General features: G+C 58.0%; 22 protein-coding genes and 4 tRNA genes. 19 read left to right on the forward strand and 7 right to left on the reverse strand.

Annotated elements, in window-relative coordinates:
* Nucleotides 1-24: 24 nt before the first annotated feature.
* Together KBP52_RS28870 and KBP52_RS28875 are read left to right on the forward strand one after the other, a co-directional pair.
* A complete protein-coding gene (locus tag KBP52_RS28870) occupies nt 25-231 on the forward strand; it encodes a DUF6021 family protein (RefSeq protein ID WP_077573693.1) in 207 nt (68 codons plus the stop codon).
* Between the two features lie 12 nt (nt 232-243).
* Nucleotides 244-450, forward strand: a complete 207-nt coding sequence (locus KBP52_RS28875; protein ID WP_137219634.1) for a hypothetical protein — start codon at nt 244-246, stop codon at nt 448-450.
* Nucleotides 451-504: 54 nt separating this feature from the next.
* On the opposite strand, the gene pbpG is transcribed toward KBP52_RS28875, so the two are convergent.
* Nucleotides 505-1,443 carry a D-alanyl-D-alanine endopeptidase gene (gene pbpG, locus KBP52_RS28880; RefSeq protein WP_077573691.1) on the reverse strand — a complete coding sequence of 313 codons (939 nt, stop codon included), beginning with the start codon at nt 1,441-1,443 and terminating at the stop codon, nt 505-507.
* 230 nt (nt 1,444-1,673) lie between these two features.
* Nucleotides 1,674-2,528 carry a bifunctional methylenetetrahydrofolate dehydrogenase/methenyltetrahydrofolate cyclohydrolase FolD gene (folD, locus tag KBP52_RS28885; protein ID WP_038362797.1) on the reverse strand — a complete coding sequence of 285 codons (855 nt, stop codon included), beginning with the start codon at nt 2,526-2,528 and terminating at the stop codon, nt 1,674-1,676.
* A 275-nt stretch (nt 2,529-2,803) separates the two neighbouring features.
* On the opposite strand from folD, the gene KBP52_RS28890 reads away from it, so the two are divergent.
* The 12 genes from KBP52_RS28890 to KBP52_RS28945 all read left to right on the forward strand — a co-directional run bounded on the left by KBP52_RS28890 (nt 2,804) and on the right by KBP52_RS28945 (nt 14,492).
* Nucleotides 2,804-2,880 (forward strand) — tRNA-Arg (locus tag KBP52_RS28890).
* 32 nt (nt 2,881-2,912) lie between these two features.
* A tRNA-His gene (locus KBP52_RS28895) sits at nt 2,913-2,988 on the forward strand.
* Between the two features lie 56 nt (nt 2,989-3,044).
* Nucleotides 3,045-3,129, forward strand: a tRNA-Leu gene (locus KBP52_RS28900).
* Nucleotides 3,130-3,206: 77 nt separating this feature from the next.
* Nucleotides 3,207-3,282: transfer RNA gene (locus KBP52_RS28905), tRNA-His, on the forward strand.
* A gap of 400 nt (nt 3,283-3,682) precedes the next feature.
* The gene (tig, locus tag KBP52_RS28910) at nt 3,683-4,993 is read left to right on the forward strand and encodes a trigger factor (protein ID WP_007917329.1); all 1,311 of its coding nucleotides are present in this window, start codon (nt 3,683-3,685) and stop codon (nt 4,991-4,993) included.
* A 93-nt stretch (nt 4,994-5,086) separates the two neighbouring features.
* Nucleotides 5,087-5,722, forward strand: coding sequence for an ATP-dependent Clp endopeptidase proteolytic subunit ClpP (gene clpP, locus KBP52_RS28915; protein WP_007951559.1), 636 nt, complete (start codon nt 5,087-5,089; stop codon nt 5,720-5,722).
* Nucleotides 5,723-5,834: 112 nt separating this feature from the next.
* A complete protein-coding gene (gene clpX, locus KBP52_RS28920; protein ID WP_003223632.1) occupies nt 5,835-7,118 on the forward strand; it encodes an ATP-dependent Clp protease ATP-binding subunit ClpX in 1,284 nt (427 codons plus the stop codon).
* 163 nt (nt 7,119-7,281) lie between these two features.
* Complete coding sequence (gene lon, locus KBP52_RS28925) at nt 7,282-9,678, forward strand: endopeptidase La (protein ID WP_007917325.1); 2,397 nt, start codon at nt 7,282-7,284, stop codon at nt 9,676-9,678.
* A 148-nt stretch (nt 9,679-9,826) separates the two neighbouring features.
* The gene (locus tag KBP52_RS28930) at nt 9,827-10,099 is read left to right on the forward strand and encodes an HU family DNA-binding protein (RefSeq protein ID WP_003183171.1); all 273 of its coding nucleotides are present in this window, start codon (nt 9,827-9,829) and stop codon (nt 10,097-10,099) included.
* A gap of 228 nt (nt 10,100-10,327) precedes the next feature.
* Nucleotides 10,328-12,199 carry a SurA N-terminal domain-containing protein gene (locus KBP52_RS28935; RefSeq protein ID WP_116030197.1) on the forward strand — a complete coding sequence of 624 codons (1,872 nt, stop codon included), beginning with the start codon at nt 10,328-10,330 and terminating at the stop codon, nt 12,197-12,199.
* Between the two features lie 268 nt (nt 12,200-12,467).
* Nucleotides 12,468-13,769: an IS4 family transposase gene (locus KBP52_RS28940; protein ID WP_077571455.1), complete on the forward strand. Its 1,302-nt coding sequence runs from the start codon at nt 12,468-12,470 to the stop codon at nt 13,767-13,769.
* A 351-nt stretch (nt 13,770-14,120) separates the two neighbouring features.
* Nucleotides 14,121-14,492 (forward strand): hypothetical protein, encoded by a 372-nt coding sequence (locus KBP52_RS28945; protein ID WP_212621509.1) that lies wholly within the window; start codon nt 14,121-14,123, stop codon nt 14,490-14,492.
* Nucleotides 14,493-14,831: 339 nt separating this feature from the next.
* Here KBP52_RS28945 and KBP52_RS28950 read toward each other — a convergent pair whose 3' ends face one another.
* Nucleotides 14,832-16,037, reverse strand: a complete 1,206-nt coding sequence (locus tag KBP52_RS28950; protein ID WP_212621510.1) for an MFS transporter — start codon at nt 16,035-16,037, stop codon at nt 14,832-14,834.
* Between the two features lie 118 nt (nt 16,038-16,155).
* On the opposite strand from KBP52_RS28950, the gene KBP52_RS28955 reads away from it, so the two are divergent.
* Both KBP52_RS28955 and KBP52_RS28960 read left to right on the forward strand, forming a co-directional pair.
* Nucleotides 16,156-17,055 (forward strand): LysR family transcriptional regulator, encoded by a 900-nt coding sequence (locus KBP52_RS28955; protein WP_212621511.1) that lies wholly within the window; start codon nt 16,156-16,158, stop codon nt 17,053-17,055.
* Nucleotides 17,056-17,147: 92 nt separating this feature from the next.
* Nucleotides 17,148-18,008, forward strand: coding sequence for a DUF2242 domain-containing protein (locus KBP52_RS28960; protein WP_077573686.1), 861 nt, complete (start codon nt 17,148-17,150; stop codon nt 18,006-18,008).
* A gap of 357 nt (nt 18,009-18,365) precedes the next feature.
* Here KBP52_RS28960 and KBP52_RS28965 read toward each other — a convergent pair whose 3' ends face one another.
* The gene (locus KBP52_RS28965) at nt 18,366-19,406 is read right to left on the reverse strand and encodes an AraC family transcriptional regulator (RefSeq protein ID WP_116030195.1); all 1,041 of its coding nucleotides are present in this window, start codon (nt 19,404-19,406) and stop codon (nt 18,366-18,368) included.
* A gap of 3 nt (nt 19,407-19,409) precedes the next feature.
* Nucleotides 19,410-20,540 (reverse strand): nitrilase-related carbon-nitrogen hydrolase, encoded by a 1,131-nt coding sequence (locus KBP52_RS28970; protein WP_212621512.1) that lies wholly within the window; start codon nt 20,538-20,540, stop codon nt 19,410-19,412.
* A 208-nt stretch (nt 20,541-20,748) separates the two neighbouring features.
* Here KBP52_RS28970 and KBP52_RS28975 point away from each other — a divergent pair, with 208 nt between their 5' ends.
* Together KBP52_RS28975 and KBP52_RS28980 are read left to right on the forward strand one after the other, a co-directional pair.
* Nucleotides 20,749-22,788, forward strand: coding sequence for an NADPH-dependent 2,4-dienoyl-CoA reductase (locus KBP52_RS28975; RefSeq protein ID WP_212621513.1), 2,040 nt, complete (start codon nt 20,749-20,751; stop codon nt 22,786-22,788).
* Nucleotides 22,789-23,013: 225 nt separating this feature from the next.
* Complete coding sequence (locus KBP52_RS28980) at nt 23,014-23,940, forward strand: pyridoxal-phosphate dependent enzyme (RefSeq protein WP_212621514.1); 927 nt, start codon at nt 23,014-23,016, stop codon at nt 23,938-23,940.
* A gap of 3 nt (nt 23,941-23,943) precedes the next feature.
* Here KBP52_RS28980 and KBP52_RS28985 read toward each other — a convergent pair whose 3' ends face one another.
* On the reverse strand, nt 23,944-24,492 hold the full coding sequence (locus KBP52_RS28985) for a cytochrome b (protein WP_077573681.1): 549 nt from the start codon (nt 24,490-24,492) through the stop codon (nt 23,944-23,946).
* A 397-nt stretch (nt 24,493-24,889) separates the two neighbouring features.
* On the opposite strand from KBP52_RS28985, the gene KBP52_RS30620 reads away from it, so the two are divergent.
* A complete protein-coding gene (locus KBP52_RS30620; protein WP_249122225.1) occupies nt 24,890-25,579 on the forward strand; it encodes a hypothetical protein in 690 nt (229 codons plus the stop codon).
* 114 nt (nt 25,580-25,693) lie between these two features.
* Here the strand turns inward: KBP52_RS30620 and phnX are convergent, their stop codons facing one another.
* Entirely contained in the window at nt 25,694-26,521 is an 828-nt protein-coding gene (phnX, locus tag KBP52_RS29000; protein ID WP_077573678.1) for a phosphonoacetaldehyde hydrolase, read from the reverse strand.
* Between the last annotated feature and the right edge of the window lie 68 nt (nt 26,522-26,589).

Consider the following 26,589-nt stretch of genomic DNA (forward strand, 5'->3'; position numbering starts at 1 on the left):
TTGCGGGTGAATCAGGAGGCGAACATGACAGATCCCCAATCCCCGAAAGGCCCACATTCTTCCGAGCACTCTTCGGGTCATGATCTGGGCTTTGATCCGGATTCGCCGGATCTTGATGATCCGCAAGTCGATCCCGTCGGCCCTGCGAAAGCCCCCAAAGACGTGAAGCCCGGCGAGGACGACAAGCAACCGGCCAAGCCGTATGACCCGCTAGCCAATCTGAAACCTTGATGCGAGGTGCGTATGAGTACCGATTCAAGCTTCGATGACCATAAACCGGACAGTGTGCCGACGACGCCAGAGCCGGATATTGATCCGGTGCTGGACCCGGACAGCCCGATGCGCGATCCGATGGCCCGACCCAATGTCATGACACCGGAACCTTCGCGGGATCCGAGTGCGGGGGATGGCATTCCTGAAGATGATCAGATGCCGTTGCCCAATGACTGAGGCAGCAGATGAAAAAAAGCCCCGGGGATTCGGGGCTTTTTCTTGTGCGGTGCCTTACTTGGACGCTTCGACTACGCCGCTTTGGCGATTCTTGAGGTTTTTCTCGGCCTTGTATTGCTGAGCCACCGCCGGAACGCTGGCGCTGCGCCCGGTTTCTACCCAACTGCGAATACGGCTGGCATCGGCAAAATGGGTGTACTTGCCGAACGCGTCGAGGATCACCAGCGCGACCGGGCGGTTGCCCATCTTCGTTACCAGTACCAGGCAGTGACCGGCGGGGTTGGTGAAGCCGGTCTTGGTGATCTTGATGTCCCAGTCGGCTTTGTTGACCAAGTGATCGGTGTTGCGGAAACCCAGGGTGTAATTGGGTTTGCGGAACGACACGGTCTTTTCCTTGGTGGTCGTGAGTTCGCTGAGGATCGGGTACTTGCTCGCGGCGACCAGCAACTTGCTCAAGTCACGGGCGGTAGAGACGTTGCGTTCGGACAAGCCAGTCGGCTCGACATAGTGGGTGTTGGTCATGCCCAGTGCCTTGGCCTTGGCGTTCATCGCCGCGATAAAGGCGGCGTAGCCACCCGGATAGTGGTGCGCGAGGCTGGCGGCCGCGCGGTTCTCCGACGACATCAAGGCGATCAGCAACATCTCGCGACGCGGCAGTTCACTCTTGAGTTTGACTCGGGAGAACACACCCCTCATTTCCGGCGTGTTGCTGATATCGACATTGATCCATTCGTCCATGTTTTGCCGGGCTTCAACCACTACCAAACCGGTCATCAACTTGCTGACAGAGGCAATCGGCACGATCACGTCTGGGTTGCTGGAGTAGATGACTTTGTTGGTCTGCATATCCATGAGCAGGGCACTGCCGGAGGCGATCTTCAGGGTCGAAGCGTCACGTGGGGCAGCGGTGGTTTCCGCAGCGTTGATCGTTGGCGTGATGAATGTGCCTGTAAAAGCAAAAAACAGGCTCAGAATCGAGAGACGAATTTTCACGCGGGCGAACTCATAAAGGTTGGATATTCCGTTAGTTTGTAACGGGTTATTTCTTCAAAGCGTCGCATTTTAGGAGTATGGCTGAAGAACTGTCGATGGTTGTTTGAATGACCTGAAAAACTCGTGAAAAGGCCTGTAAAAAGAGGGGTTTCCGGCGAACGGTTACAGTTTTTTCTCAGGCATGAAAAAACCCGCACAAAGCGGGTTTCTCTTATTGCTGAAAGTACCGATCAGGCGTGCAGGGTTTCTGCCGCATACAGGGTGTTTTCCAGCAGGCAGGCGCGGGTCATCGGACCGACGCCACCTGGCACTGGAGTGATCCAGCCAGCGCGGGGCAGGGCGGTTTCGTAAACAACGTCACCGACCAGTTTGCCGTCGTCCTGACGGTTGATGCCGACGTCGATCACGATCGCGCCTTCCTTGATCCACTCGCCTTTGACCAGGCCCGGCTTGCCGGCGGCCACCACCACCAGATCGGCACGACCGACATGGCCGGCCAGATCCTTGGTGAAGCGGTGAGTCACGGTTACGGTGCAGCCGGCCAGCAACAGTTCCATCGCCATCGGGCGACCGACGATGTTGGAGGCGCCGACTACCACTGCGTCCATGCCATAAAGGTCAGCGCCGGTGCTTTCCAGCAGCGTCATGATGCCTTTAGGCGTGCATGGGCGCAGCAGCGGAATGCGTTGGGCCAGACGGCCGACGTTATAAGGGTGGAACCCGTCGACGTCTTTGTCCGGGCGAATGCGCTCCAGCAATTTGGAGGCGTCCAGGTGCTCGGGCAGCGGTAACTGAAGCAGGATGCCGTCGATTGCAGGGTCGTCGTTGAGGCGATCGATCAGATCGGTCAACGCGTCTTGCGTGGTGTCGGAGGGCAGGTCGTAGGCTTGAGAGAGGAAGCCAACCTCTTCACAGTCTTTACGCTTGTGCGAGACATAAACCTGAGAGGCAGGATCGCTGCCGACCAGGATCACCGCGAGGCCGGGAGTGCGCAGGCCTTGCTGGCGACGCTCGGCAACTCGTTGGGCGATCTGCTGGCGCAGGCTGGCGGCGATCGATTTGCCGTCGATTAGTTGTGCAGTCATTGCGCGTGATTAACCATCGAGAGGGGAAAAAATGAGAACGCATTCTCGCATGTCGAGCGGTGAGGGCAAAGGCGCTTGGTCACCAAATTCCTCTAACTCCTTTAATTAAATGAATTTTTTTCAAAAAGGATTTGACGACCTTTGGAGCGCTCTATACTATTCGTCGCACTTGTCGGGCACAGCCTAGCACTGGTTAAGAAGGTGAAGCGGAATCAAGGTTCTGCGACACTGGAAAGCACTTAGTTTGTAGTCCTTTAAGAGTACAGATTAATAAGGCGCCCGTAGCTCAGCTGGATAGAGCATCCGCCTTCTAAGCGGATGGTCGCAGGTTCGAGTCCTGCCGGGTGCGCCATTAGGCAGCTTTGGCACAAGTAGCGCGATATGGTGGGCGTAGCTCAGTTGGTAGAGCACGGGATTGTGACTCCCGTTGTCGTGGGTTCGATCCCCATCGTCCACCCCATATTTCGAAAGGCGCCAGATGTAACAGTCTGGCGCCTTTGCTTTAAAGCTTCACCTGCGGATGTGGTGGAATTGGTAGACACACTGGATTTAGGTTCCAGCGCCGCGAGGCGTAAGAGTTCGAGTCTCTTCATCCGCACCAATTAAAGCTTCATTCATGTCTTCGGGCTGGTGAGGTTTCAACAAAGAAGTTGTTTGGCTTTTTTGTTACGCAATATGGTGGGCGTAGCTCAGTTGGTAGAGCACGGGATTGTGACTCCCGTTGTCGTGGGTTCGATCCCCATCGTCCACCCCATATTTCGAAAGGCGCCAGATTTAACAGTCTGGCGCCTTTTTTGTTTTGCGGTTTTGAAAACCGGCATGGCCGGTTTCCGGACGCAGGAGTAGGGCGCTTCGTCGTATTTATGTTGCTCGATGATGCTGCACTGCTCGCCGGGCTTGCTTGCAAGAACGGCCGTCAGGGAGTGATTGGCAGTCTCTTCTATATATAGAAGCGGTTGGCGCAGAGCCCTGGCGTGATTGGTTGTATTCGCCTGTGGGGCGCGCTGCATTGGTGTAGCGGTCCCGATAACATGCCTGCTGTTTTTTTACCCGTTTTCAGTAGGGTGACTTCTTGAGTTTGACCCACTAGAATGCATGCCCTTGATTCTGGGGTCGGAAACGGCCGGCTAACGTCTGTGCAACGAGGAATATCCATGCAAGTTTCTGTTGAAAATACTACTGCTCTCGAGCGCCGCATGAGCGTCACCGTGCCGGCTGAGCGCATCGAGACTCAGGTCAACAAGCGTCTGCAGCAGACCGCCCAAAAGGCCAAGATTGCTGGCTTCCGTCCAGGCAAAGTGCCAATGAGCGAAATCAAGCGCCGTTTCGGTGCTGATGCTCGTCAGGAAGCTGTAGGCGACGTGATCCAGTCCTCCTTCTACGAAGCTGTGGTTGAGCAGAAGCTGAACCCGGCTGGTTCGCCTTCGATCGAGCCTAAGTCGCTCGAAGCTGGCAAGGATCTGGAATACGTTGCTGTGTTCGAAGTGTTCCCGGAGTTCACCGTTGCCGGTTTCGACGGCATCACCGTTGAGCGCCTGAGCGCTGACGTGGCTGACGCTGACCTGGACAAAATGCTCGACATCCTGCGCAAGCAGAACACCCGTTTTGAAGTGGCCGATCGCGCCGCCCAGAACGAAGACCAACTGAACATCGATTTCGTTGGCAAGGTTGACGGCGAAGTGTTCGCTGGCGGCTCCGCCAAAGGCACTCAGCTGGTGCTGGGTTCCGGCCGCATGATTCCGGGCTTCGAAGAAGGCCTGGTTGGCGCTAAAGCCGGTGAAGAGCGCGTTCTGAACCTGACCTTCCCAGAGGACTATCAGAACCTCGACCTGGCTGGCAAAACCGCCGAGTTCACCGTGACTGTCAACACTGTTTCCGAGCCTAAGCTGCCAGAGCTGAACGAAGAGTTCTTCGCTCAATTCGGCATCAAGGAAAGCGGCATCGACGGTTTCCGCACCGAAGTTCGCAAGAACATGGAGCGCGAACTGCGTCAGGCGATCAAATCCAAGGTCAAGAATCAGGTAATGGACGGTCTGCTGGCCACCAACCCGATCGAAGTGCCGAAGGCGCTGCTGTCCAACGAAGTTGACCGTCTGCGCGTGCAGGCTGTTCAGCAGTTCGGCGGCAACATCAAGCCTGATCAACTGCCGGCCGAGCTGTTCGAAGAGCAAGCCAAGCGCCGCGTTGTGCTGGGTCTGATCGTTGCTGAAGTGGTCAAGCAGTTCGATCTGAAGCCTGACGAAGCTCGCGTTCGCGAAATGATTCAGGAAATGGCCTCGGCTTACCAGGAGCCTGAGCAGGTTGTGTCGTGGTACTACAAAAACGAGCAGCAGCTGAACGAAGTGCGTTCGGTTGTGCTGGAAGAACAAGTTGTGGATACTGTTCTGCAGAAAGCTAGTGTGACCGACAAAGCGGTCTCTTACGAAGAAGCAGTCAAGCCGGTAGAAGCTCCAACAGCCGACTGATTGATTTTGCGTTAAGAAGTACACACCATAAGCCAGCTCTCGAGCTGGCTTATGCGTATTCAAGACATAACTATTTGGGAGCGACTGCAGAGCATGTTCCGTAATTCTTATATTCAGCAGAACTCTGATATCCAGGCCGCCGGCGGCCTGGTCCCGATGGTTGTCGAGCAATCTGCTCGTGGCGAACGCGCCTATGACATCTATTCGCGCCTGCTCAAGGAGCGAGTGATCTTTCTGGTTGGTCCGGTAGAGGACTACATGGCCAACCTGATCTGCGCGCAACTGCTGTTCCTTGAAGCGGAAAACCCGGACAAGGACATCCATCTCTACATCAACTCCCCGGGCGGTTCGGTGACAGCAGGCATGTCGATCTACGACACCATGCAGTTCATCAAGCCGAACGTGTCGACCACCTGCATCGGCCAGGCCTGCAGCATGGGTGCATTCCTGCTGACCGCAGGTGCCCCGGGCAAGCGTTTCTGCCTGCCGAACTCGCGCGTGATGATTCACCAGCCACTGGGCGGTTTCCAGGGCCAGGCGTCGGACATCGAAATCCACGCCAAGGAAATCCTCTTCATTCGCGAGCGTCTGAACACGCTGATGGCCAAACACAGCGGGCGTACTCTGGAAGAAATCGAGCGCGATACCAATCGCGACAACTTCATGAGTGCAGAAGCTGCGAAGGAATATGGTCTGATCGACGAAGTGATCAACCAGCGCCCAGCTTAAAATAAGCAGCTCAAAATAGGCTTGGTCGGCTTGTCTGATCAGCGGCGGGCTTGAAAAAGCCCGCAATAGCCTTCATCTTGTGTTGCAAGCCTATCGGATTTGGATCGAACGAATGACTGACACCCGCAACGGCGAGGACAACGGCAAGCTGCTCTATTGCTCCTTCTGTGGCAAAAGCCAGCATGAAGTGCGCAAATTGATTGCCGGCCCCTCGGTCTTTATCTGCGACGAGTGCGTCGACCTGTGCAATGACATCATCCGTGAGGAGGTGCAGGAAGCCCAGGCCGAAAGCAGCGCGCATAAATTGCCTTCGCCTAAAGAAATCAGCGGCATCCTTGACCAGTACGTCATTGGTCAGGAGCGTGCGAAAAAGGTTTTGGCCGTAGCGGTGTACAACCACTACAAGCGCCTGAACCAGCGTGACAAAAAGGCTGACGACGTCGAACTCGGCAAGAGCAACATCCTGCTGATCGGCCCGACAGGCTCCGGTAAAACCCTGCTGGCCGAAACACTGGCCCGCTTGCTGAACGTTCCGTTCACCATTGCCGACGCAACCACCCTCACCGAGGCGGGTTACGTGGGTGAAGATGTCGAGAACATCATTCAGAAGCTGCTGCAGAAGTGCGATTACGACGTAGAGAAGGCCCAGATGGGTATTGTCTACATCGATGAAATCGACAAGATTTCCCGCAAGTCCGACAACCCGTCGATCACCCGGGACGTATCCGGTGAAGGCGTGCAACAGGCCTTGCTGAAGTTGATCGAAGGCACGGTCGCTTCCGTACCGCCGCAAGGTGGTCGCAAGCACCCGCAGCAGGAATTCCTGCAGGTCGACACCCGTAACATCCTGTTCATCTGCGGTGGTGCGTTCTCCGGTCTGGAAAAGGTTATCCAAAACCGTTCCACCAAGGGCGGCATCGGCTTCAACGCAGAAGTGCGCAGCAAGGAAGAAGGCAAGAAAGTTGGTGAGTCCCTGCGTGAAGTCGAGCCTGACGATCTGGTCAAGTTCGGTCTGATCCCGGAATTCGTCGGTCGTCTGCCGGTCCTCGCGACGCTGGACGAGCTGGATGAGGCTGCGCTGATGCAGATCCTCACCGAGCCGAAAAATGCTCTGACCAAACAGTATGCCAAGCTGTTCGAGATGGAAGGCGTGGATCTGGAGTTCCGCACAGACGCGCTGAAATCGGTCGCCAAGCGTGCCCTGGAACGTAAAACCGGTGCCCGTGGCCTGCGCTCGATTCTCGAAGGTGTACTGCTCGACACGATGTATGAAATCCCCTCGCAGTCCGAGGTGAGCAAAGTCGTGATCGATGAAAGCGTGATCGAAGGTAAGTCCAAGCCACTGTATATCTACGAAAACAGTGAGCCGACCGCCAAGGCAGCACCGGACGCGTAAGTGTCCAGTCTGCTGGAATAAAGAAGGGGCCTTCGGGCCTCTTTTTTTTTATGTCATTTTTTACATCCGCTTAGCGCTTGTTTTTTTTCAAGGCAGCCCCCATCTTGGTTTCAAGCTCAATTCCATCTGATTACGGCCATATGGCCGCCGTAGAGGCGAAATCATGAAGACAACCATCGAATTGCCTCTCCTGCCATTGCGTGATGTCGTGGTTTATCCGCACATGGTTATCCCGCTGTTCGTGGGGCGCGAGAAATCCATCGAAGCCCTCGAGGCCGCGATGACGGGCGACAAGCAGATCCTCCTGCTGGCCCAGAGAAACCCGGCTGACGACGATCCCGGTGAAGACGCTCTCTATCGCGTAGGTACCATCGCCACTGTTCTGCAACTGCTCAAGCTGCCTGACGGCACCGTAAAAGTGTTGGTCGAGGGTGAACAGCGCGGTACCGTCGAGCGCTTCAGCGAAGTCGACGGCCACTGCCGTGCCGAAGTGTCGCTGATCGAAGAAGTTGACGCTGCCGAGCGCGAATCCGAAGTGTTCGTGCGCACACTGCTGTCGCAGTTCGAACAATACGTACAGTTGGGCAAGAAGGTCCCGGCTGAAGTCCTGTCGTCGCTCAACAGCATCGATGAGCCGGGTCGTCTGGTCGACACCATGGCGGCGCACATGGCGCTGAAAATCGAGCAGAAGCAGGAAATCCTCGAAATCATCGATTTGTCGGCCCGGGTCGAGCACGTTCTGGCGTTGCTGGATGCCGAGATCGACCTGCTGCAAGTCGAAAAACGCATTCGTGGCCGTGTCAAAAAGCAAATGGAGCGCAGTCAGCGCGAGTACTACCTGAATGAGCAGATGAAGGCCATTCAGAAAGAACTCGGCGACAGCGACGAAGGCCACAACGAAATCGAAGACCTGAAAAAGCGGATCGACGCTGCCGGCCTACCGAAAGACGCGTTGGCGAAAGCCACTGCCGAGCTGAACAAGCTCAAGCAAATGTCGCCGATGTCCGCTGAGGCCACCGTGGTGCGCTCGTACATCGACTGGCTGGTGCAAGTGCCGTGGAAGGCGCAGAGCAAGGTACGCCTGGACCTGGCGCGCGCAGAAGACATTCTCGATGCCGATCACTACGGCCTCGAAGAGGTCAAGGAACGCATCCTTGAATACCTCGCCGTGCAAAAACGTGTGAAGAAAATCCGGGGCCCGGTGTTGTGCCTGGTCGGTCCTCCGGGCGTGGGTAAAACCTCGCTGGCGGAGTCGATCGCACACGCCACCAACCGCAAATTCGTGCGCATGGCCCTCGGTGGCGTGCGTGATGAAGCGGAAATTCGTGGTCACCGTCGGACTTACATCGGTTCGATGCCGGGAAGATTGATTCAAAAGATGACAAAGGTGGGCGTGCGCAACCCGCTGTTCCTGCTCGATGAAATCGACAAAATGGGCAGCGATATGCGTGGCGATCCGGCGTCGGCGTTGCTGGAAGTGCTCGATCCAGAGCAGAACCACAACTTCAACGACCACTATCTGGAAGTCGATTACGACCTTTCCGATGTGATGTTCCTGTGCACCTCGAACTCGATGAACATTCCGCCGGCGCTGCTCGACCGGATGGAAGTGATCCGTCTGCCGGGTTACACCGAAGACGAGAAGATCAACATCGCCGTCAAATACCTCTCGCCAAAGCAGATCGCCGCTAACGGTCTGAAAAAGGGCGAGCTGGAATTCGATGCAGAAGCGATCCGCGACATCATCCGTTACTACACCCGTGAAGCCGGTGTGCGTGGCCTCGAACGTCAGATCGCCAAGGTCTGCCGCAAGGCCGTGAAAGAGCACGCGCTGGAAAAACGTTTCTCGGTGAAAGTGACAGCTGATCTGCTCGAGCACTTCCTCGGTGTGCGCAAGTTCCGTTACGGTCTGGCCGAGCAGCAGGATCAGATCGGTCAGGTGACCGGCCTTGCCTGGACACAGGTGGGCGGCGAGTTGCTGACTATCGAAGCCGCAGTTGTGCCGGGTAAGGGTCAACTGATCAAGACCGGTTCGCTGGGCGATGTAATGGTCGAATCGATCACTGCCGCGCTGACTGTGGTGCGCAGCCGTGCCAAGAGCCTGGGCATTCCTCTGGACTTCCACGAGAAGCGCGACACGCACATCCACATGCCGGAAGGGGCGACCCCGAAGGACGGCCCTAGCGCTGGTGTAGGCATGTGCACGGCGCTGGTGTCGGCATTGACCGGCATTCCGGTGCGCGCCGATGTCGCCATGACCGGTGAAATTACCTTGCGTGGTCAGGTACTGGCGATTGGTGGTTTGAAGGAAAAACTGCTGGCGGCTCACCGCGGCGGAATCAAGATCGTGATTATTCCGGAAGAGAACGTGCGTGATCTGAAGGAGATTCCTGACAATATCAAGCAGGATCTGCAGATTAAACCGGTTAAATGGATTGACGAGGTCCTGCAAATTGCGCTGCAATACGCGCCGGAGCCCTTGCCGGATGTGGCTCCGGAGATAGTTGCCAAGGACGAAAAACGTGAGTCTGACTCTAAGGAAAGAATTAGCACGCATTAATACGCTTTTGCCTGGGGGGCTTCCTTGACAGTTTTTTAGAGCCCTTGTTATAAAGCGGCTCTTAAGTGTCTGTAGGCCATTCAGCACTCGTTTTTGCTTTCACCAAAAAACTTAGAATCATCTCAAAATAGATATAAGGGGACTTAGAGTGAACAAGTCGGAACTGATTGATGCTATCGCTGCATCCGCTGATATCCCGAAAGCTGCTGCTGGCCGTGCGCTGGACGCTGTAATCGAATCCGTCACTGGCGCTCTGAAGGCTGGCGACTCCGTTGTTCTGGTTGGTTTCGGTACTTTCTCCGTGACGGATCGTCCGGCTCGTACCGGTCGTAACCCGCAGACCGGCAAGACTCTGGAAATCCCGGCTGCCAAGAAGCCAGGTTTCAAAGCCGGTAAAGCACTGAAAGAAGCTGTTAACTAAGTTTTCAGGTTTTTACCCATCCGGGTCGGGGTCATGCCTGACTTGGCAGCGGAGCGGTAGAGCAGGTCACTGAAACAGTTGCCTGTAACGCCGGGATCGAGGGTTCGAGCCCTGTCCGCTCCGCCAGTTACGAGAAGGCGCATCCTCGGATGCGCCTTTCTTCTATCCGGATTCTACCCACGCTCCACGGTTGCCTAATTTTGAAGTTCAACCGTTTCTGGGGGACGCATGCTGCAGAATATCAGGGACAATTCACAAGGCTGGATTGCCAAGACCATTATCGGGGTCATCGTTGCACTGATGGCTCTGACCGGTTTCGACGCCATTTTCCAGGCCACGACTCACAAGAATGAGGCGGCCAAGGTCAATGGTGATGAAATCAGCCAGAACGAGCTGAGCCAGGCCGTTGATATGCAACGCCGTCAGCTGATGCAACAGTTGGGCAAAGACTTCGATGCTTCCTTGCTCGACGAAAAAATGCTCCGCGAATCGGCCCTCAAGGGTCTGATCGATCGCAAGCTGCTGCTGCAAGGCGCCGAACAAGCGAAATTCGCTTTCTCCGAAGGCGCACTGGACCAAGTGATCCTGCAGACACCTGAATTCCAGGTGGACGGCAAGTTCAGCTCCGAGCGCTTCGACCAGGTGATCCGTCAACTGGGTTACAGCCGTATGCAATTCCGCCAGATGCTGGCTCAGGAAATGCTGATCGGCCAACTGCGCGCCGGTGTGGCGGGCAGCGGTTTCGTCACCGACGCTGAAGTGCTGGCATTTGCCCGTCTGGAAAAACAAACCCGCGATTTCGCCACCCTGAATGTCAAGGCTGATCCGGCGGCGGTCAAGCTGACCGACGACGAGGTCAAGGCCTACTACGACGAGCACGCCAAGGAGTTCATGACTCCGGATCAAGTGATCATCGATTACGTAGAACTGAAGAAGTCTTCGTTCTTCGATCAGGTCGCCGTCAAGGACGAAGACCTGCAGGCGGCTTATCAGAAAGAGATCGCCAACCTGTCGGAACAGCGTCGTGCCGCGCACATTCTGATCGAAGTGAACGACAAGACCACTGAAGCTCAGGCCAAGGCGAAGATCGACGAAGTCCAGGCGCGTCTGGCCAAGGGCGAGAAGTTCGAAGCGCTGGCCAAAGAGTTCTCGCAGGACCCGGGTTCGGCCAACAATGGCGGTGACCTTGGTTACGCAGGTCCTGGTGTTTACGACCCGGCGTTTGAAAAAGCCTTGTACTCCTTGTCGAAAGACCAGGTGTCCGAGCCGATTCGTACCGACTTCGGTTACCACCTGATCAAGCTGTTGGGTGTCGAAGCGCCTGAAGTGCCGACCCTGGCCAGCCTGAAAGACAAGCTGACCCGCGAGCTGAAAGCCGCGCAGGTCGAGCAGCGTTTCGTCGAGGCGACCAAGCAACTGGAAGACTCGGCGTTCGAAGCGTCTGACTTGGCTCAGCCAGCGGCGGATCTGAAGCTGACCGTGCACACCTCCAAGCCGTTCGGCCGTGAAGGTGGCGAAGGTGTTGCGGCCAACCGTGCTGTGGTCACCGCTGCATTCAGCACCGAAGTGATCGACGAAGGTGCCAACAGCACCGCCATCGAACTGGATCCGGAAACCGTGATCGTGCTGCGCTCCAAGGAGCACCTGAAGCCTGCGCAACTGCCATTGGAAAGCGTGAATGCGGCGATCCGCACTCAGTTGACCAAAGAGCACGCCAGCGCGGCTGCCAAGACCAAGGCCGAGAAGCTGATTGCTGATCTGCGTGATGGCAAGGCTCCTCTGGACAAGGCGGTTGACGGGCAGAACTGGAAAGCTACCGAAGCGGCCACTCGTGGTCAGGAAGGTGTTGATCCGGCGGTGCTGCAAGCGTTGTTCCGTATGCCGAAGCCGGCTGCGAAGGACAAGCCGACGTTCACCAGCGTCACTTTGCCGGACGGTAGTCTGATGATTGTGCGTCTGAACGGCGTTAACGAAGCGGCTGCGCCGACGGATGAAGAGAAGGTTCAGTACCGTCGTTTCCTTGCTTCGCGTGAGGGGCAGCAGGACTTTGCGGCGTATCGCAAGCAGTTGGAAGCTCAGGCTGAGATCAAGCGGTTTTGATGGTTGATTGAGCTGTCATGTGAAAGCCCCGGCCTGTATAGGTCGGGGCTTTTTTTTTGCGTTGGGTCGTGGCGGCCTTTGGGCCGACCATGTTCTTGGGGTTTTGGGGGGATATCCGTTGCTGCGGGTGCTGCCGCTGGCGGTTTCGCTCTTACAGCCATCCCTTTCAAGGTCTTCGGTAAAATCCCCTGAAATTTCATTCAGGGATCCCCAAACGATGTGGGCCGATGTTCTAGCGCGTTTCGAGAAAAAAGCACCTGCCAGTGTCATGGCTAAATTGGCTCTGGAGCAGGCTATTGCCCCTGAGTGGGTCGATCAGGTTTTCGAAGAGCATCGGCAACGGCAGTATTCTCGTGAGCTGCTGTTCTCGACCATCATCAAGCTGATGTCCCTTGTTTCATTGGGCCTGAAGCCATCCCTGCACGCCGCCGCGCGGCAACTGGAAGATCTTCCTGTCAGTTTGGCGGCTCTCTACGACAAGATCAGTCGTACCGAGCCGGCGCTGTTGCGCGCCCTGGTTACGGGCTGCGCTCAACGCCTGACTCCAACCATAAAAGAGCTGGGTTGCACGACGATGCTGCCGGGTTGGCAGGTTCGGGTAGTGGACGGTAATCACTTGGCATCCACTGAGAAACGTCTGGGAGCTTTACGTCACGAGCGCGGCGCCGCTCGTCCCGGTTTTTCGGTGGTGGCCTACGACCCCGACCTCGATCAGGTCATCGACCTTCAGGCGTGTGAGGATGCCTACGCAAGCGAGCGTGTTTGCGTGCTGCCGCTGTTGGCTGATGCCGAGCCGGGCCAAGTGTGGTTGGCTGATCGACTCTATTGCACGCTCCCGGTCATGGAAGCTTGTGAGCAGGCCCAGACCTCCTTTGTCATTCGCCAGCAAGCCAAGCATCCACGCTTGATTCAAGAAGGTGAGTGGCAAGAGCCGGTGCCTGTGGAAACAGGCACTGTGCGTGAGCAGATCATCCAGGTCAGAGGCGGTTACCAATGTCGGCGTGTCGAACTGACGCTTCATTCGCCAACGGACTCGGGAGACAGCAGCTTGATGTTCTGGAGCAACCTACCCCAAAGCGTCAGTGCACAGCAGATCGCAGAGCTCTATCGCCGCCGCTGGAGCATTGAAGGTATGTTCCAGCGACTGGAAGCGATTCTGGAAAGTGAAATCGAAACCCTTGGCAGCCCAAAGGCTGCCTTGCTCGGGTTCGCCACTGCGGTATTGGCCTACAACGTCCTGGCCGTCCTCAAACGAAGTGTCGAGCAAGCTCACCGGGAGACTCAGCCTGAAGGATGGGAAGCCTCCATCTATCACTTGGCGGTTCAGGTCAGGAGTGGTTATGAGGGAATGCAGATTGCGCTGCCCTCGGAATATCTTCCCGTTGTCCCTCTGGAGCAACTGGCCCAACGCTTGTTGGAGCTGGCCAGAAACATCCAGCCCAAACAAGTTGCGAAAAGCCCCCGCGGCCCCAAGGTGCCTAAACCCAAGACATGGGTTCAAGGTACAGCGGTCCATGCTCATGTCTCAACGGACAGAGTTATCAAGGCTGCCAAAACGAAAAGACCTTGAAAGGGATGGCTCTTACAGCGAGTCACCTTTTCCAAACGCCGAAAAGGTAACCCAAAAGGCTTTGCCCTGACGTTCGGCCCGCTCGCTGGGGCTCGGGGTTCCTTCGCTCCGGGATCGATCCGGGGGCATCGCCTACGGTTTGCTTCGCTGCACCTCCTCTCGATGTGTTCGACTTCGTCGAACGGTCGCTGCGCTCCCACCCCCCGGATCAATCCCTCCACTCAGCCTGCCGACGGGCCTTCAGATCAAGATCAAGAGCTGCAGCCGAGCTAACGCTCATCCTGTTGAGTGGGGCGGCTTTGCCGCGTGGGCCGCACACGAATTAAACCTGTGGGAGCGAGCCTGCTCGCGATGGCGGCCTTACAGCCGACCAATCTTCTGTCAGATGTACTCAGTTCCACTGTAGGAGCGAGCCTGCTCGCGATGGCGGCCTTACAGCCGACCAATCTTCTGTCAGATGTACTCAGTTCCACTGTAGGAGCGAGCCTGCTCGCGATGGCGGCCTTACAGCCGACCAATCTTCTGTCAGATGTACTCAGTTCCACTGTAGGAGCGAGCCTGCTCGCGAAGACGGCCTCCCAGCCAACCAATCTTCTGTCAGATGTACTCAATCCAATTGTGGTAGCGAGCCTGCTCTCGAAGACGGCCTGCCAGCCGACCAATCTTCTGTCAGATGTACTCAATCCCATTGTAGGAGCGAGCCTGCTCGCGAAGGCGGCCTGACAGCCGACCAATCTTCTGTCAGACATACTCAATCCAACTGTAGAAGCGAGCCTGCTCTCGAAGACGGCCTGCCAGCCGACCAATCTTCTGTCAGATGTACTCAATCCCATTGTAGGAGCGAGCCTGCTCGCGAAGACGGCCTGCCAGCCGACCAATCTTCTGTCAGATGTACTCAATCCCATTGTAGGAGTGAGCCTGCTCGCGATGGCGGCCTCCCAGCCGAGCAATCTTCTGTCAGATGTACTCAATCCAATTGTGGGAGCGAGCCTGCTCGCGAAGACGCCCTGTCAATCGATCAGTTTCCAGCCGTCTGGCCTCAACCCTACAGCGCACTCGGTCTCATTCGGCTCTTGGAAAACCATGTCCCCGAGCTTTGATCGCTACTGACAGGGTCAGTACTAGCAATCCTGCAACAATCCACGGGAATGCCCCCACTCCAAGGTTCCCCAGCAACAAACCACCCATCAAACCACCGCCTGCAATCCCGACATTCCACAGCGTAACCAACATCGATTGCGCCGTATCGGCAGCCTCTTTCGCGGTTTTCGCCGAGGCGGTTTGCAGCAGTGATGGCATTGCACCAAACGCGAGTCCCCAGACAGCGGTGGCGATGTACACCACGCTCGGCGATTCGCGCCACAGGCCCAGTGCTATTGCGGACAGCAGGAACAACCCGGCACTGATCAACACCAGTTCGCGCAGCCAGCGGTCAATCAGGCTGCCAACGATCCACAGGCTCAGCACCGAGGCGAGGCCGAATACCAGCAGCACGCGGTCGACGTTGGCATCAAGTCCGGAAGGCTGCAGGAAGGGTGCGATGTAGGTGTACAGCAAATTGTGCGCAACGACGTAGGTGAGCGTGACCAGCAATACCGATCGCACGCCCGGCAAGGTAAACACCTGACGCAGCGGCATGCGCTTTCCTACGCGTTCGCCGGCGAAATCCGGCACTTGCCAGCGTACCCAGAGCACCAGCACAACGGTCAGTGCGGTCATGATGGCAAAGCTCAGGCGCCAGCCGACCAAGGTGCCGAGCAGGGTGCCTGCGGGTATTCCCAGCGACAGCGCAAGCGGCGCGCCGAGCATGGCTACGGTGATGGCGCGGCCTTGCAGGTGTGGGGCGACCATGCGGCTCGCGTATCCCGCCAGCAGTGCCCAAAGCAAACCGGCAAATACCCCGGCGATAAAGCGTGCGATCAGGGTGAGCCAGTACCACTCCGACAGGGCGGTGATGCTGTTGGCGATGGCAAAGCCGCCGATGGCGGACAGCAACAGCGGTCTGCGTCGCCAGCCTCGGGTGGCGATCGTCAGTGGGATCGCCGCCAGGATCGAGCCGATCGCATACAGCGTGACCAATTGCCCGATCAGTGCCGGGGACACATTCAGGCCGCTGCTCATCTGCGGCAACAGGCCGGCGGGCATGGCTTCGGTCATGACCGTGATGAAACCGGCGGTGGCCAGTGCCAAAAGGGCGCCGAGGGGTAATCGCTCGTGGCGATCGACAGTGTGTTCAAGTGCGGGGCAACCGAGTTGGGCATCGTTCATGAGCCGGCATCCATGTGCAAAGTTGACGAGGAGCACAGGGTAGGGCGCTGCACATCGGTGAAAAACGGGTTAAGGTTCCGAACATATCGGACACGGATGTCGTTAATGGGAGGTTGGTATGGATAGCCTGGGCAGTATTTCGGTGTTCGTTCAGGTCGCCGAGACGCGCAGTTTCACTGAAGCCGGACGGCTGCAAGGGGTGTCATCCTCGGCGGTGGGCAAAAGTATCGCGCGGCTGGAAGCGCGACTCGGCGTGCGGCTGTTTCAGCGCACCACTCGCAGTGTCACGCTGACCAGTGAAGGGGCGCTGTTTCTGGAGCGCTGTCGCAAGATCCTCGCGGAGGTCGAGGCGGCGGAGTTCGAGTTGTGCGATGCGGCTGCGAAACCCCATGGCAGGTTGCGCATCAGCCTGCCGCAGGTGCATGGCCTGGTGATGCCGGTCATGGCCGAGTTCATGGCGTTGTACCCGCAGATTGAACTGGATCTGGATTTGACCGATCGCATGGTCGATGTGGTTGAAGAAGGTTTCGATGCCGTGATCCGCACCGGTAAACCCCGGGATTCGCGACTGATGGCGCGACCGTTGGGCGAGTTTCACATGGTGCTGGTGGCCAGTCCGGCTTATCTGGCGCAGCGCGGCGTGCCGCAAGCACCGGGCGATCTGGCGACTCATGCGTGCCTTCGGCACACCTTTCATGCCACTGGAAAACTGGAAACCTGGCCGCTGATTCGCACAGAGGGCGCCGCCGAGCCGACGTTGCCGACTCGGCTGGTCAGCACGTCGATTGAGGCGGTAAGCCACGCGGCACTGGCCGGCATGGGCATTGCCTGCCTGCCGGATTTCATGACCCGTGAGGCCGAGGCGCAAGGGCGCTTGCAGCGGGTGCTCGATGTGCATCTGGAGCACACCGGGCAGTTTTGGGTGCTATGGCCATCGAGTCGCCACGCGACGGCGAAATTGCGCGTGTTCATCGATCATCTGGCGTTGCGACTTTTTCCCGCAACTGACGGTCGATAGAGTTGTAACTGCTTTAAGACACTAATCCATGCGCCGCGGGGTCGTGATCTGTTGCACAATACGCCCCGGACTGTTTTCTCTCAGGATGTTCAATGTTGATTTCCACTCCCATGCGTGTTGTCGGGTTGGCGCTGTTGTTGACCGCTGTTGCCGGCTGTTCGAAAGACAAGCCGATGTATGAGCATGAGAACTTCGATGACTCCGGTACGTTTTCGCGTAATTATCCAGTGACCGATTCGGTCAGTTGCGAAGCCGCCCGGCGTGCGTTGCTCAGCCAGGGCTACATCATCACCAGCAGCGACCCGAAACTGGTCAGCGGCCACAAGAGCTTCCAGCAAACCGGCGACACCCACATGGAGATCAGCTTCAACGTGGTCTGCGCCGATGACGGCAGCGCCGGGCACCATGCGACGATGTTCGCCAACGCCTTGCAGGATCGCTACGCGCTGAAGAAAACCAACAACTCGGCCAGCCTCGGCGTGGGTGTGTTGGGCTCGGTGTCGATGCCGATCGGCTCGTCCGACGATTCGATGGTCAAGGTCGCCAGCGAGACGGTGACGTCGCAAAAGTTCTATGAGCGCTTCTTCACGTTGGTGGAATTGTTCCTGCCGGCGGAAGCAAAGAAAGCTGCACACATTGAAGAGAAGCCGAAGGCTGACTTGGGTGTGCCTGAGGCGAAGGCAGCTCCGGCAGCGCTGGTGCCTACACCGACTCCGGCGGCTGAGCCTGCTGCGACACCTGCGCCTGCCGCAGAACCGGCGCCGGCACCTGCTGAGGCGACGCCAGTGACGTCTGAACCGGTTGCGCCACCGGCAGAGGCGGCGCCGATCACTCCGGCCCCGAGCGCAGAACCGGCGCCAGCATCGACGACCGAAACCATCACGCCACCGGCCAACCCGGACATCCCGCCGCCCTCCGAGCCGATTCCGGCGATGCCAGCGTCCGGCCAATAAACCAGCCTCACCGCAAATCCCTGTGGGAGCGAGCCAGCTCGCTCCCACAGTGGTTTCTGATGCACTTAAAATTTCGTTACATTCCCCTGACAAAATTCCCGCGATAAATTCCTGACCACCTGCTACGTTTTATTCATGAAGGCCGGGTTTCACTTTTCCTTCATACGAGCACGTTAAGCTCGAGGCACTGGGCATTTGCTCAGGCCCATTCAAGAGAGCAGCAGGGGGATTACGCGATGGATGAATATCAAGAAGAGCTGCTCGAATACCAGGCCTTTGAACTGGATCCTCTGGAACCCGCTGAAGACGCCACCGAGCTTTGACTTGCAGCTTGAAGCTTGTAGCTCGCAGCTGCTGTTATGCCGTTTTGCGGTGGCTGCGGCGGAATTCGCCGGGTGTCTGACCGCTCCAGCGTTTGAAGGCTCGCTGGAACGCTTCGGCTGAGGCGAAACCCAGCAGGTAGGCAATCTCGCCGAAGGCCAGTTCGGTGTCACGGATGTAGGTCATCGCCAGGTCCCGGCGCGTATCGTTGAGGATCGCGCGAAACTGCGTGCCTTCCTCGGCCAGTTTGCGCCGCAAGGTCCAGGTCGGCAGCTTCAGGCGTGTCGCCACTTCTTCCAGGTCGGGTTCCCGGCCACCATTGAGCAACGGCCCCAACAGCTGAGTGATGCGTTCGCGCAAGCTGCGGGTGCGGGTCAATTGTTCAAGTTCCCGCTCACACAACTGCAGCAGATGCCGCCAGGTACTCGGGCAATGCTCGGGGTTGCGCAGTGCGAGACTGTTGAGGTTCAGACGCAGTTGATTACGCTCGGCACCGAACTGGATCGGGCAATCCCCCAGCACGCTGTAAGCCTCGCGGTAATCCGGCGCTTCGAATTCGATGTCGATGCGTTCAGCGCGCAGCGGTTCGCGGCTGACACTGGAGAGCTGATGCAGCCACCCGGCAATGATCGAGTCCACGACAAAACGGTTATAGGCGTTGTACGGGCTGATCGAATAGAAACGCAGCCACGCGCCATGGGCATCTTCGTGGAAACTGGACTGGCCGCGATAGTTGGAACCGTACAACGCCTCGAAACGGATCAGGCAGCGTGCGGCTTCGCGCACGGTCGGCGCTTGTGCGGCAGTGACACCGGCCAGCCCGGCCTGGCTCAGGCGGCTAAGCTGGCCCATGCGCAAGCCCAGCGCCGAATTACCGGTCAGCTGAATCGCCGCGTGGCCCAGACGCATATAGCGCGGAATCGACAAGCGTGCCCCGGCCTCAGCCAACCGCGCGGCGTCGAGGCCATATTGCTCCAGCAGCGGCTGCGGATCGACCGCATGGCTGCGCACGGCATCGGCGAGGCTGTGAACGAAGCCCACCGACAGATCCCCAAGACGCATCGGTAGCGGTTTCATGGCTTACAACCAGATGTTCAGCAAGCGCGCGCCACGAGCCTCGCCATCGGCGAACTGCTGACCGTTGCTGCTGAGGAAACTTTGGCCGGAACTGGCCTTCTCCCAGAACTGCCCGCGCAGAAACACACTGATGCCGGCAATCGCTTGACTGCTCGGCGGTTGCGCGGTCAGCGTCAACCGATGCCAGGCCTGTCCTTCTGTAAGCTCTCCGGGTTTGAGGCTGACCGATCCCGGCGTACTTGAACCCTTATAGCCGCGCCACGGTTGGTTCCACGTACTCTGACCGAGCACCTGTGCCGGTACCGCGACCAATTGCACGCGTTGCTCGTCGAGTTGGCGGTAGTTGTCCGGATACCAACTGTCACTGCCAATCAGCACGCCGAGGCGTCCGGCCGGGGTATCGACCACGTTGAGCGAATATTTGTCCGCACCTTCGATCACTTCACGTTGATCGAACACCGGGTGCATCTGTCGCTGTGGCTGGCCAAGCGGCACGCCGTCGCGGCCGAACACCACGCTGCTGTTGAACAGCGCTCCGCTACCGGGTTTGAGCTGGCCGTCGCGAATGCTTGGCTCCGGCAGCACGATCGAGCCCGCTACCAGCGTCACATGAAACTCTTTGGCCAGACCACCGAACAGTGCCTGGTAGTCCTTGGCCATCGCCTTGGATTTCATGCGCAGGTACGCGTCGTTGAGGCGGTCGCTGCCGTTGGCGCTGAGCCAGGCGCGGGCGAACAGCAGCGGATTGCTTGCCGCCAGCCAGTTCATCGCCTCGGCAAGGGACGGCGCCTGATAAAGCTCGTCTTTTTCACCGCTGAGCAGCAGCCAGGTGCCGACGTTTTCCGGCAATACCACGACGGTTTTGTCGTTCAATAGGCCTTGATCCTGAGCTTGCTGCAAATAGGCAGCGAGTTTGCGGTGCAAGCGCTCGGGGTTTTGATAGTCGGTGGGAAACAGCTCGGGCTGGATGCCCAGCAGGTTGCCGCGATCGGCTGGGGTGCCCTGATCGACCGCCACTTTAATGCGTAAGTCCGACAGGTAGTGCCCCGCCGGCCGGTCCGCCGCCCACATGGCGTAGGTGGTCAAAGCGGCGACGAGGGCCATGGAGAAGAACAGGTACAAAAGTTTGCGCATGAAAACCAACAACTACCGGGTACAGGGTATGGCGACTAGGGTAGGGCCCATGGCTCCGGTTGCCAAGGGGCACTGCGCATTTGGATCAATAAGTTGTCAGTTACGGTCATTGAGTGACAGCGATGCGACTCTTAGTCTGTCGAACATGACTGACGGGGGCCGCAGAGCGCCCGCAACTTTTCCGTGATTGCTCGTTGTGGAGTTACCGATGACCGCCGCTCATTACCCGCACCTGTTGGCCCCGCTGGACTTGGGATTCACCACGCTGCGCAACCGCACCCTGATGGGCTCGATGCACACTGGCCTTGAAGAAAAACCGGGTGGTTTCGAGCGCATGGCGGCGTACTTCGCCGAACGTGCGCGTGGCGGTGTCGGCTTGATGGTTACTGGCGGCATTGGTCCGAACGACGAGGGCGGCGTTTATTCTGGTGCGGCCAAGCTGACCACCGAGGAAGAAGCACTCAAGCACCGCATCGTCACCCGCGCGGTGCACGAGGCGGGCGGCAAGATCTGCATGCAGATCCTTCACGCCGGGCGTTATGCCTACAGCCCCAAGCAAGTAGCGCCGAGTGCGATCCAGGCACCAATCAACCCGTTCAAGCCCAAAGAGCTGGACGAGGAAGGCATCGAGAAGCAGATCAGCGATTTCGTCACCTGTTCGGTACTGGCGCAAACCGCCGAATACGACGGCGTCGAAATCATGGGTTCGGAAGGTTATTTCATTAACCAGTTCCTCGCCGCGCACACCAACCACCGCACCGACCGTTGGGGCGGCAGCTACGAAAACCGCATGCGCCTGCCGGTGGAAATCGTTCGTCGCGTTCGCGAAGCGGTCGGCCCGAATTTCATCATCATTTTCCGTTTGTCGATGCTCGATCTGGTCGAGGGCGGCAGCACCTGGGACGAGATCGTCACCCTGGCCAAAGCCATCGAGCAGGCCGGCGCGACCATCATCAACACCGGCATCGGCTGGCACGAAGCGCGGATTCCGACCATCGCCACCAAAGTGCCACGCGCGGCGTTCAGCAAGGTCACGGCCAAGTTGCGTGGCTCGGTGAAGATTCCGTTGATCACCACCAACCGCATCAACACCCCGGAAATCGCCGAGCAGATTCTGGCTGAAGGCGATGCCGACATGGTCTCGATGGCGCGGCCGTTTCTTGCCGACCCGGACTTCGTCAACAAGGCCGCCGAAGGCCGCGCCGACGAAATCAACACCTGCATCGGTTGCAACCAGGCGTGCTTAGATCACACCTTCGGCGGCAAGCTCACCAGTTGCCTGGTCAACCCGCGTGCCTGTCACGAAACCGAACTCAACTACCTGCCCGTGCAGCAGATCAAGAAAATCGCTGTGGTTGGTGCCGGCCCTGCCGGTTTGTCTGCTGCGACCGTGGCTGCCGAACGTGGCCATCAGGTGACGCTGTTTGATTCGGCCAGCGAAATCGGCGGCCAGTTCAACATCGCCAAACGTGTGCCGGGCAAGGAAGAGTTCTTCGAAACCCTGCGTTACTTCAAACGCAAACTGCAGACCACTCACGTTGAGGTGTGCCTGAACACCCGCGTCGACGTGGCGAAACTGGTTGAAGGCGGTTATGACGAAATCATCCTCGCCACCGGCATTGCGCCGCGTGTGCCGGCGATTCCGGGCGTCGACAACGCCAAGGTGCTGAGTTATCTGGACGTGATCCTCGAGCGCAAACCGGTTGGCAAACGCGTGGCGGTGATCGGCGCCGGTGGTATCGGTTTTGACGTCTCGGAGTTCCTCGTTCACGAAGGCGTAGCGACCAGTCAGGATCGAGCCGCGTTCTGGAAAGAGTGGGGCATCGATACGCAGCTGGAGGCACGCGGTGGCGTTGCCGGGATCAAAGCCGCACCGCATGCGCCGGCCCGTGAAGTGTTCCTGTTGCAGCGCAAGAAAACCAAGGTCGGTGATGGTCTGGGTAAAACCACAGGCTGGATTCACCGGACCGGTCTGAAGAACAAGCAGGTACAAATGCTCAACAGCGTTGAATATCTGAACATCGATGATGAAGGCCTGCACATCCGCATCGGCGAAACCGGCGAGCCGCAAGTGCTGGCGGTGGACAACATCGTGATTTGCGCAGGGCAGGATCCGCTGCGTGAGTTGCATGACGGTCTGGTGGAAGCGGGGCAGAATGTGCACCTGATCGGTGGTGCCGATGTCGCGGCCGAGCTGGATGCCAAGCGCGCGATCAACCAAGGTTCGCGTCTGGCGGCTGAGCTCTAAGCTCCACCGCTGAACCTGTGGGAGCGAGCCTGCTCGCGAAAGCGCAGTGTCAGCCAATACACATGTCGACTGACACGACGCCTTCGCGAGCAGGCTCGCTCCCACAGGTTTTTTGTTGTTCTCAGATTCGGTGAGCACCACAAACCAATGTAGGAGTGAGCCTGCTCGCGATGGCTGCTGATGAGCGACTAGAATGCCGGCTCTGTCCAGATCGAATCGCCGCCCATGCTTTTGCCTCCCTCCGATTGGCTACCCCAAGCCCCTCTCGAACACCTTCACCTCGACTGGCTGACAACCGCCGACATTGAAGTCGCGATCCTGCGCCTCGACCAGATCGACCCGCTGATCAGCGGCAACAAATGGTTCAAACTCGTCGAACACCTCAAAGCCGCCGATCGTGCGGGGGCCGCAGGCATCATCAGCCTCGGTGGCGCGCATTCCAATCATCTGCACGCGTTGGCGGCAGCGGGGAAGCGGCTGGGGTTCAAAACCGTGGGCCTGTTACGCGGGCATGCGCAAGAGACACCGACGGTGCTGGATTTGCAGGCGTTCGGCATGCAGCTGCATTGGTTGGGTTACGGCGGTTATCGCGCACGAAACGAACCGGGATTCTGGGCGCCCTGGCACGAGCTGTATCCGCAACTGCATGCAGTGCCCGAGGGCGGTGGTGGTTTACCGGGTGCGCTCGGTTGTGCCGCGATCAAGGAACAGGCGCAAGCGCAATTACCCACGCTCGGTTGGAGTGATTACCACGGATGGTGGCTGGCTTGTGGCACCGGGACGACACTCGCCGGGCTGGTTCTCGCCGAGGCCGGTGCGCATCCGGCCTATGGCGCGTTGGCGGTACCTGAGGATCACGGCGTGGCGCCGCAGGTCGAGGCGATTGTTCCGTCGCCCGGTCAGAGCTGCGTGGGATATGAACTGATCGACGCCAGCCGCGGCGGCTTTGCCAAGGTCGATCCGCTGCTGCTCACGTTCATTGAGCAGACCGAGCAGGCCAGCGGCGTTCCTCTGGAGCCGCTATACACCGGCAAGGCGTTGCTGGCGCTCAAACAGCAAGTCGAGGCGGGCAGATTCGCAGCTGGCACGCGGCTGATCTTCATTCATACCGGTGGCTTGCAGGGCCGGCGCGGTTTTATCGCCAGCCCCTGACAATCAACCGCGCTTGGGCATCATCCGCAGCAGCGTGTTATCGCGCACCACATAGTGGTGATAGATCCCCGCCAGCGCATGCAGGCCGATCAGCCAGTAACCGATCGTGGCAATCAGAACATGCCAGTGCTCGACCTGCTTGGCGAAATCCTTGTTCTCCGCGACCAGCAGCGGCAGATCAAAACCATAGAACATCACCTGATGCCCCTCGGCGCTGGTAATCAGCCAGCCGAGAATCGGCATGCTGATCATGAACAGGTACAACGCCCAGTGCATCAGCCGCGCCAGTACGGTTTGCCATTGCGGTGAGGCGGGGAAGATTTTCGGCGCCGGGCCAATGCTGCGCGCGAGCAGGCGAAACCACACCAGCACAAACACGGTCAGGCCGAGCATGTAGTGCACTTCGCGGATCAGCGTGCGCCCGCCGCTGCCTTTGGGAAACAGGCCACGTAATTCCATGCTGGCGTAGACCAGCACCAACAACACCAGCATCAGCCAGTGCAGCAGCACCGATACGGTGCTGTAGCGTGATTCGGAACTTGTCCACGGCATACGGTGTTTCCTCATCGGTCAGGGTTTACAGGTACCGCTTCTTGTTTGACGGCCTGTATCAACTGTAAACCTGATGTGATGTTTTTGCCTGAGTTAATCAATGTTTTTTGCTGGCGGAGTGGCGCTGTCGAAAAGGCGTATTTCTGAAGTTGTTGGGTTGTTGTATTGGGGAAGTTGTTGGGTGGTGGTTTGAAGTTGTTGGTGTAACTGTTTGTTGTTTATATCTTGTGTTTGCTTTGATTTGAATTGTTGGGGTGGGATGATTATTGTTTTGTCAGGTCCTTAGTTGTTTTCTAAGGTTTGTAATTAGTGCTGATTTTATTGTGTTGAGTTTGTGAAAATGAAAAAAACTACTGTAGCTGCCCAGCAAAAAAACACCTACGCCGTAAAGAAAGATATGGCTAAGGCTCCGATCTCGAAACCGACACCAAAACCACGGCCCTCCATCACTCCGACCAAGCCTGTAACGCCGACCAAGCCTGTAGTTCCGACCAAACCGGTGGTGCCGACCAAGCCTGTAGCCCCGACCAAACCGGTGGTGCCGACCAAGCCTGTAGCCCCGACCAAACCGGTGGTGCCGACCAAGCCTGTAGCCCCGACCAAACCGGTAGTGCCGACCAAGCCTGTAGCCCCGATCAAACCGGTGGTGCCGACCAAGCCTGTAGCCCCGACCAAACCGGTGGCGCCAACCACGCCTGTAGCGCCAACCCTTCCGACTGATCCAGTCAACACCAAGCGACCGCCGATGCCGTGGCCAACGGTCAACGTCAATGTCGACCCGATTGCCTTGATTGCACTGATTCAAACCATCGGTGCCACAACCCACCAGGATGGCTCGACGACATTGCCGGACGGCAGCCGGATCGATGTGGATAAAACATCGGTAACACGTCCCGACGGTATTATTCAATATGAAGATGGTCGGGTAGAGTATCCCGATGGCCGAATCGTGTGGCCAGATGATACGATCGAATATGCGGATGGGCGTATTGAATGGGCGGACGGAACAATCAAGTTTCCGGATGGCAGTATTAAATACCCGGACGGTCTGGCTTATGACGCCGCAGGTGATCTTGTTTCAGAGTGAACACTTGAGTTTGGTAAGCGCCTGTTAAATCGTTTGCTTGATTTGATTTATGCAAGTCGAATAAAAAACCGCTGATTGCGTTTGCAATCAGCGGTTTTCTTCGTCTCGGCGGAACTAGCTGTATTGGGGCATTTCACCATTGGCCAGGCGCTTGTTGATGTCGGCAATGACTTCCGGCAAATCGGTGATGGTGTCGATCATGTAGTGCGGGCGCGAGCCTTCGAACAGTGCGTGAATGCGCTTGCGTTCGCTGGCCAGCTCATCGCTGCCCAAGGCGCGGAAACCGGCGTAATCCAGACCCAGCGCATTGCCCGAACAGATCAGCGCAACGGTCCACATACCGGCGCGGCGGCCTTCGAGAATGCCCGGCACGGTGTCATCGATCTTCACGCACGCCGCGACATCGTCGATGCCCAGCGCGATCACGTTGGCCAGCGCCTGGGCCGGCCACGGACGGCCATTCGGCACTTCATCGGTGGCAACCACGTGGTCGGCGACGTAGCCGTTGGTGGCGGCCAATTCGACGACTTTATCCATCACTTGCTTCGGATAACCTGAGCAAGAGCCGATCTTGATCCCTTGCTGGCGCAGGTTGGCGATGGTTTCCAGAGCGCCGGGAATCAGTGCCGAGTGCTCGGCGATCTTCTCGATCTGCAGCGGCATGAAGCGATTGTAGATGGCGGTGACGTCGTCATCGGTCGGCGTGCGGCCGAATGCCTTGCGATAACGCTCGGCCACTTGCGGCTGATCGCAAAGGGTGCGGATGTGATCCCACTTGCCCATGCCCATCGGGCCACGGGCTTCTTCGATGGAGACCTGCACGTCGAATTCGGCGAACGCTTCGACGAAGATCTGCGTCGGCGCGAACGAGCCGAAATCGACCACGGTGCCGGCCCAGTCGAGGATCGCGGCTTGCAGCTTGTTTGGATTGACGTAGTTCATGTTGATCAACTTCCTGAGTTGGCAATGCAATTCAAATGTAGGAGTGAGCCTGCTCGCGATAGCGGTTG

Origin of the sequence: Pseudomonas sp. SCA2728.1_7, from assembly GCF_018138145.1 — a bacterium.
Taxonomy (GTDB): Bacteria; Pseudomonadota; Gammaproteobacteria; order Pseudomonadales; family Pseudomonadaceae; genus Aquipseudomonas; species Aquipseudomonas koreensis_A.

Bases quoted from the DNA above. Each gene is read 5' to 3' on its own strand.
- KBP52_RS28870 (WP_077573693.1), top strand. From the start codon at position 25: ATGACAGATCCCCAATCCCCGAAAGGCCCACATTCTTCCGAGCACTCT.
- KBP52_RS28875 (WP_137219634.1), top strand. From the start codon at position 244: ATGAGTACCGATTCAAGCTTCGATGACCATAAACCGGACAGTGTGCCG.
- folD (WP_038362797.1), bottom strand. From the start codon at position 2,528: ATGACTGCACAACTAATCGACGGCAAATCGATCGCCGCCAGCCTGCGC.
- tig (WP_007917329.1), top strand. From the start codon at position 3,683: ATGCAAGTTTCTGTTGAAAATACTACTGCTCTCGAGCGCCGCATGAGC.
- clpP (WP_007951559.1), top strand. From the start codon at position 5,087: ATGTTCCGTAATTCTTATATTCAGCAGAACTCTGATATCCAGGCCGCC.
- clpX (WP_003223632.1), top strand. From the start codon at position 5,835: ATGACTGACACCCGCAACGGCGAGGACAACGGCAAGCTGCTCTATTGC.
- lon (WP_007917325.1), top strand. From the start codon at position 7,282: ATGAAGACAACCATCGAATTGCCTCTCCTGCCATTGCGTGATGTCGTG.
- KBP52_RS28935 (WP_116030197.1), top strand. From the start codon at position 10,328: ATGCTGCAGAATATCAGGGACAATTCACAAGGCTGGATTGCCAAGACC.
- KBP52_RS28940 (WP_077571455.1), top strand. From the start codon at position 12,468: ATGGCTAAATTGGCTCTGGAGCAGGCTATTGCCCCTGAGTGGGTCGAT.
- KBP52_RS28945 (WP_212621509.1), top strand. From the start codon at position 14,121: ATGGCGGCCTTACAGCCGACCAATCTTCTGTCAGATGTACTCAGTTCC.
- KBP52_RS28950 (WP_212621510.1), bottom strand. From the start codon at position 16,037: ATGAACGATGCCCAACTCGGTTGCCCCGCACTTGAACACACTGTCGAT.
- KBP52_RS28955 (WP_212621511.1), top strand. From the start codon at position 16,156: ATGGATAGCCTGGGCAGTATTTCGGTGTTCGTTCAGGTCGCCGAGACG.
- KBP52_RS28960 (WP_077573686.1), top strand. From the start codon at position 17,148: ATGTTGATTTCCACTCCCATGCGTGTTGTCGGGTTGGCGCTGTTGTTG.
- KBP52_RS28965 (WP_116030195.1), bottom strand. From the start codon at position 19,406: ATGAAACCGCTACCGATGCGTCTTGGGGATCTGTCGGTGGGCTTCGTT.
- KBP52_RS28970 (WP_212621512.1), bottom strand. From the start codon at position 20,540: ATGCGCAAACTTTTGTACCTGTTCTTCTCCATGGCCCTCGTCGCCGCT.
- KBP52_RS28975 (WP_212621513.1), top strand. From the start codon at position 20,749: ATGACCGCCGCTCATTACCCGCACCTGTTGGCCCCGCTGGACTTGGGA.
- KBP52_RS28980 (WP_212621514.1), top strand. From the start codon at position 23,014: ATGCTTTTGCCTCCCTCCGATTGGCTACCCCAAGCCCCTCTCGAACAC.
- KBP52_RS28985 (WP_077573681.1), bottom strand. From the start codon at position 24,492: ATGCCGTGGACAAGTTCCGAATCACGCTACAGCACCGTATCGGTGCTG.
- KBP52_RS30620 (WP_249122225.1), top strand. From the start codon at position 24,890: ATGGCTAAGGCTCCGATCTCGAAACCGACACCAAAACCACGGCCCTCC.
- phnX (WP_077573678.1), bottom strand. From the start codon at position 26,521: ATGAACTACGTCAATCCAAACAAGCTGCAAGCCGCGATCCTCGACTGG.